We start from the raw sequence: 4,536 nt of genomic DNA, 5'->3' as shown, positions 1-4,536 counted from the left end.
GCCCCGCCAGTCGGCGCGATAGCCAGCCCGGGAGTGTGAACCGCCCGGGGCCGGCCGGGGTTCAGCGGGTACCGAGCTTGCGCAGGTTGCCCGGGGTGAAGTCGTCATCGACGAAGTTGCTGGCATTGAGCTTGGCCGGTTTCTGATCCACCAGCAGTCGGTCGACCAGGTAGGAGCCGGCGATCAGGTCCTGGTAGATCCCCAGGCGCGCCTGGTAGCGCTGCATCTCATAGGCGTAGACCGAGGTTTGCATGTTGGTGCGCCACAGCTGGCCACGGCTGTCGTAGTTGTCGGCCAGGGTGGCGGCCCAGGTGTCCTCGTCAAGGTAGAGCACGCGCTTGGCATAGATATGCCGGGCGCCTTCCTTGAGGGTCGCCTGCAGGACCCAGACCCGGTGCTTCTCGTAGCGCATGTACTGCGGGTTGACGTGGCCGGTGGTGGCGAGAATCTGCGCAAGATTCACGCTGGAATCGTCGATCCGGTAGTTGTGATAGGGAATGTAGATCTCTCGTTTGCCGATGATGGTCCAGTCGTAGCGGTCCGGAGCGCCGTTGAACAGACGGTCCTCGTCCTGCACGCGAAAGCCTCCGGCGCCGGTGGGCGAGTCATAGGCAACCGTTGGTGCGCGTCGCACCCGGCGTTGCCCGGGGCTGTACTGCCAGGCCTGGCGCGGCGCGGCGGTGGGGGTGATGAACTCGCGACCGACGATGATCTCGCCCTTCTTGCGGATCGGCTCCAGGGTGGTCAGAAGAAAGTTGGTGAGCACGCCGTTGGCGCTTTCCGGGGTCTTGTCCGGGGCCGACCAGATCGAATAGATCTTGTAGTTGACCTGCTCCAGCACCTGCTCCTTGTTGGAGTACACCACCGCCTGCTGGTAGTTGGCCTCTTCGGTGTAGGCGCGGCCGGCCAGGGTGTGGTTGAACATCAGTTCACTGCCGTTTTTGGGGATCGGGAACGGCGAGGCGGCCCAAGCGTTGCGGGTGTCGTTGCCGTCGTTGATCAGCTCGGCGTTGACGGCGTTTTTCCTGATGTCGTCATACAGCCGCTGGTCGAAGCGAAAGTCCCGGTGGCTGGGGTATACCGGCATGGTGAAGGTCTGCGGGTAGCGTTTGAACAGCGCCTTCTGCCCATCGGTGAGGTTGGCGGCGTACTGCTGCATGTTCGCCGCGGTGATCACGAACAGCGGTTTTTCCGCCGCATAAGGATCGGGGTAGGGGCTGCCGGGGCCGTCGTACTTGAGCTGAGGGGGCAGGCCCAGCCACTTTCCCGACCAGGCAGGAATGCTGCCGTCGGCGTTGCCGGCCCGCTCCGCACCCATGGGGGTCAGGTCCCGGTCTAGCCGGGCGGCTTCCTCGGGGCTGACCTTGGCCTGGGTCGCCAGGCTTGCGGCCAGCAGGCTGGCGGCCAGGGTCGTGCGCAACAACTGAGTGTAGATAGTGCTCGACATGCTGTGCTCCTTGGGGCAGGGAATCAGAACCGGTACTTGAAGTTGAGGGCGAGGTTGTCGCGGTCCGCCAGCGGGCTGTTGTTGGCGTTGCCCAGGTAGGCGTTGTAGCGGGCCTCGATGGTGAAGTTGCCGAGGTAGCGCCAGGAGCTGCCGATGCTTGCGCGGTCGTCGCCCTGGCCCGAGTTGATCGAGCCCACCAGGGAGCTGTCGTTGTGCGCGGCGGTGCTGAAGGTGATCGGGACCGAGAGGTCCCAGCCGGTGAACACATCGTTGTAGTCAAAGCTGGCCTGCACTGTGTAGCCCCAGGCCGAGCGGTCGTAGAGCAGCTTGTCGGTACCCGGGAGGCTGAACCCCGGGGCCAGCTGGGTCGGCTGCGAGCTGTCGTTGCTCAGCACCTGGTTGTACACCAGCTCGCCAGTCAGGGTGGTGTTGTCGGCCCAGGACGTGGGCCCCAGCACTTCGATCACCGAAACCTGGGCTTGCAGGGTCTTGGCTCGCACCGGGCTGGCGAAACCGTTGTCCACCATCACCGGCTGGCCGTCGCGGTAGCTGACCTCGCCGGCGATGCTGGTGTCGCCAAGCACCGTGGAGAAGCTCGCGCCGTACTGATCGATGTTGTCGAAGTAGATTGCCCGGTAGCTGCCCAGCTGGCTCTGGAAGTCCAGGGACGGGGTCTTGTCGTGGTAGCGCGAGTAGTACAGGCCGAACTCGGTGTTGTTCAGCGATTCGGCGGCGTAGGTGAAGGCCAGGCCGTATTGGCCGCTGTTGCTCGGGGTGTCGTTCTTCAGGCGGTGGACAAAGCCTGTGGCGTCGTTTTCGCCGCCGCGATCGATGTAGTCGGTGGTGGAGAAAAAGCTGCCCACGCCGAACAGGTCGGTCTTCTGCCACTGGTACTGGTAGTAGGCCTGGACGTCCAGGCTGTCGCTCAGGCTGAACTGGGTGAACAGCTGGCCCACCGGCAGCAGCACTTCCTTGACCTCGACCCCGGGGGTGGTCGACTTGGTGGCGTCCACCGGGCTCTGGGCCGCGGAGATCCCCGGGTAGAACAGGCTTTCGCCCCAGCTCACCACCTGCTTGCCCAGGCGCACGTTGAGGTTGTGCCCGGACAGGTTCCAGGTGCCATAGGCATAAGCGTCCAGCAGGCGCAGGTCGTTGCGGTGCTGGTCGATGGTGTCCTGGGAAAAACGCTCGGGACGGCTGCAGTTGCCGCCGGCAAAGCAGTTGGAAGTGCCACTGGGGTTGTCGTTGTCGCGGTCGTAGACGTTGTCGTAGAAGCCGTCGGCGCGAATGAAAAAGCCGTAGTCGTCACGCCAGCGCAAGTTGGCTTCGGTAAGAAAGCCGCTGCGATTGTTGATCAGGCTGCCCCTGGCGAAAGCGTTGTCGCCATCGTTGCCGTTGGCATTGGCCACCAACTTGTGGCTCCGGGATTCGGTACGCCAGGCCAGGCTGTAGGTCAGGGTGGTGTCCCAGTCGACAGTCAGATCCTCGTTGGGCTGGAAGGTCATGGCGCTGGCCGGTCCGCCCAGCCCGCCGGCAAGTATCAGCAGGGCAGTGTGCAGTCGGGGGAGTAGCGATGGTGGGGCGATTATTGTTTTTGTCATCTCGTCCTCGTGCCCAGGTCAGGCCCGCCCGACCTGCGATGTAAGGGGGGGGAAGTGCAGCAGGAGCGACTATGGAAGCAGCGGCCCGCCCGGACATCGTCCAACCAGACTAAGTGTTTTGGCCGTGGCGGGCGCTAGTCCCATTGGACGATGCCCGGGCCTTGAGGCTGCCGAACAATCCCGGGACCGACTGCGCCGGAGTCCGGGCCGGTGGCGGCGGCTTCCTGCCTGTAGGCGCCTTGCGGAGATGCGCGGATGAAACACGCCAAGATCAAATGGGATGAGTGCTGCGATGTATTGGTGATAGGTTCCGGCGCTGGAGGCATGACCGCCGCGCTGCGGGCCCATGACCTGGGGCTGAACACGTTGCTGATCGAGAAGAGTGGCGAATACGGCGGCACCTCGGCGGTGTCCGGCGGTGGCATCTGGATTCCCGACAACCACCGGATCCAGGCCCTGGGCGGTAGCGATTCGGTGACCGAAGGGATCGCCTATGTCCGCGCGGTGACCCACGGCGAGATCGACGACGGGCGCATCGAAGCCTATGTTGAGCAGGGCCGGGACATGGTCCGCTACCTGGAGGCGCAGACCCGGGTGCGCTTCGAGGCCCAGCCCGCTTACTCCGACTACTACCCGCAGGTGCCCGGCGGCAAGCCCGGCTATCGCTCCATGGACCCGCAACCCTTCGATGCCGCCGAGCTGGGCGAGGAGTTCCTGCGCATGCGGGCGCCTTCCCCCGGCACGCTGATGATGGGGCGCATGGCGATGACCATGAAGGAGGCGCAGGTGCTGCTGTGTCGTGGTCCCGGCTGGCTGCGCCTGACCCTGCGGGTGATGTGGCGCTACTGGCGTGATCGCGAGGGGCGGCGGCTGTCGCGTCGCGACCGTTTCCTGACCCTGGGCAATGCCCTGGTGGGCGCCTTGCGCTGTTCGCTGCAGGATCGCCAGCGGCCGCTGTGGCTCAACTGCGCCTTGCAGGAACTGCTGATTGTCGGTGAGCGAGTCGGCGGCGCGCGGGTCTGCCGCGACGGCCAGACCCTGAACATCAAGGCGCGCCACGGGGTGATCATCGCCGCCGGTGGCTTCGAGCGTAACCAGGCCATGCGCGAGCAGTACCTGCCGCAGCCGTCCCAGGCCCAGTGGAGTGCCACGCCACCGCACAACACCGGCGACGGTATTCGTGCCGGCCAGGTGATTGGCGCCCGTACCGCCTTGATGGACCACGGCTGGTGGGCGCCCACTACCCGGGTTGCGGGTGAGGAAAAGCAGCGCGCGCTGTTCGTCGAGCGCACCTTGCCAGGCTGCGTGCTGGTGAACTCGGCAGGGCAACGCTTCGTCAACGAGGCGGCGCCCTATACCGATATTGTCTATGCGATGTATGAGAGCAACCGGGCCGAAGCGGTCAGCGTGCCGTGCTGGATGATCTTCGACGCCGAGTTCCGCCGCAAATACCCCTGCGGCGCGTTGTTGCCCGGTTATGCCCAGCCC

3 protein-coding genes are annotated in these 4,536 nt (G+C 65.0%); 1 reads left to right on the top strand and 2 read right to left on the bottom strand.

What is annotated here, in order from left to right:
• Positions 1-61: 61 nt before the first annotated feature.
• Together BLX41_RS11170 and BLX41_RS11165 are read right to left on the bottom strand one after the other, a co-directional pair.
• Entirely contained in the window at positions 62-1,447 is a 1,386-nt protein-coding gene (locus BLX41_RS11170; RefSeq protein WP_123724918.1) for a DUF1329 domain-containing protein, read from the bottom strand.
• 23 nt (positions 1,448-1,470) lie between these two features.
• On the bottom strand, positions 1,471-3,048 hold the full coding sequence (locus tag BLX41_RS11165; RefSeq protein WP_123724917.1) for a DUF1302 domain-containing protein: 1,578 nt from the start codon (positions 3,046-3,048) through the stop codon (positions 1,471-1,473).
• Between the two features lie 255 nt (positions 3,049-3,303).
• Between BLX41_RS11165 and BLX41_RS11160 the strand changes: the two genes are divergently transcribed.
• Positions 3,304-4,536: FAD-dependent oxidoreductase (locus tag BLX41_RS11160; protein WP_259744694.1), on the top strand; the 1,233-nt coding region annotated here is incomplete at its 3' end.

Origin of the sequence: Pseudomonas protegens, from assembly GCF_003732485.1 — a bacterium.
In the GTDB taxonomy this organism is placed as follows: Bacteria; Pseudomonadota; Gammaproteobacteria; order Pseudomonadales; family Pseudomonadaceae; genus Aquipseudomonas; species Aquipseudomonas protegens_B.
This window is presented reverse-complemented; position numbering and strand designations above follow the sequence as displayed.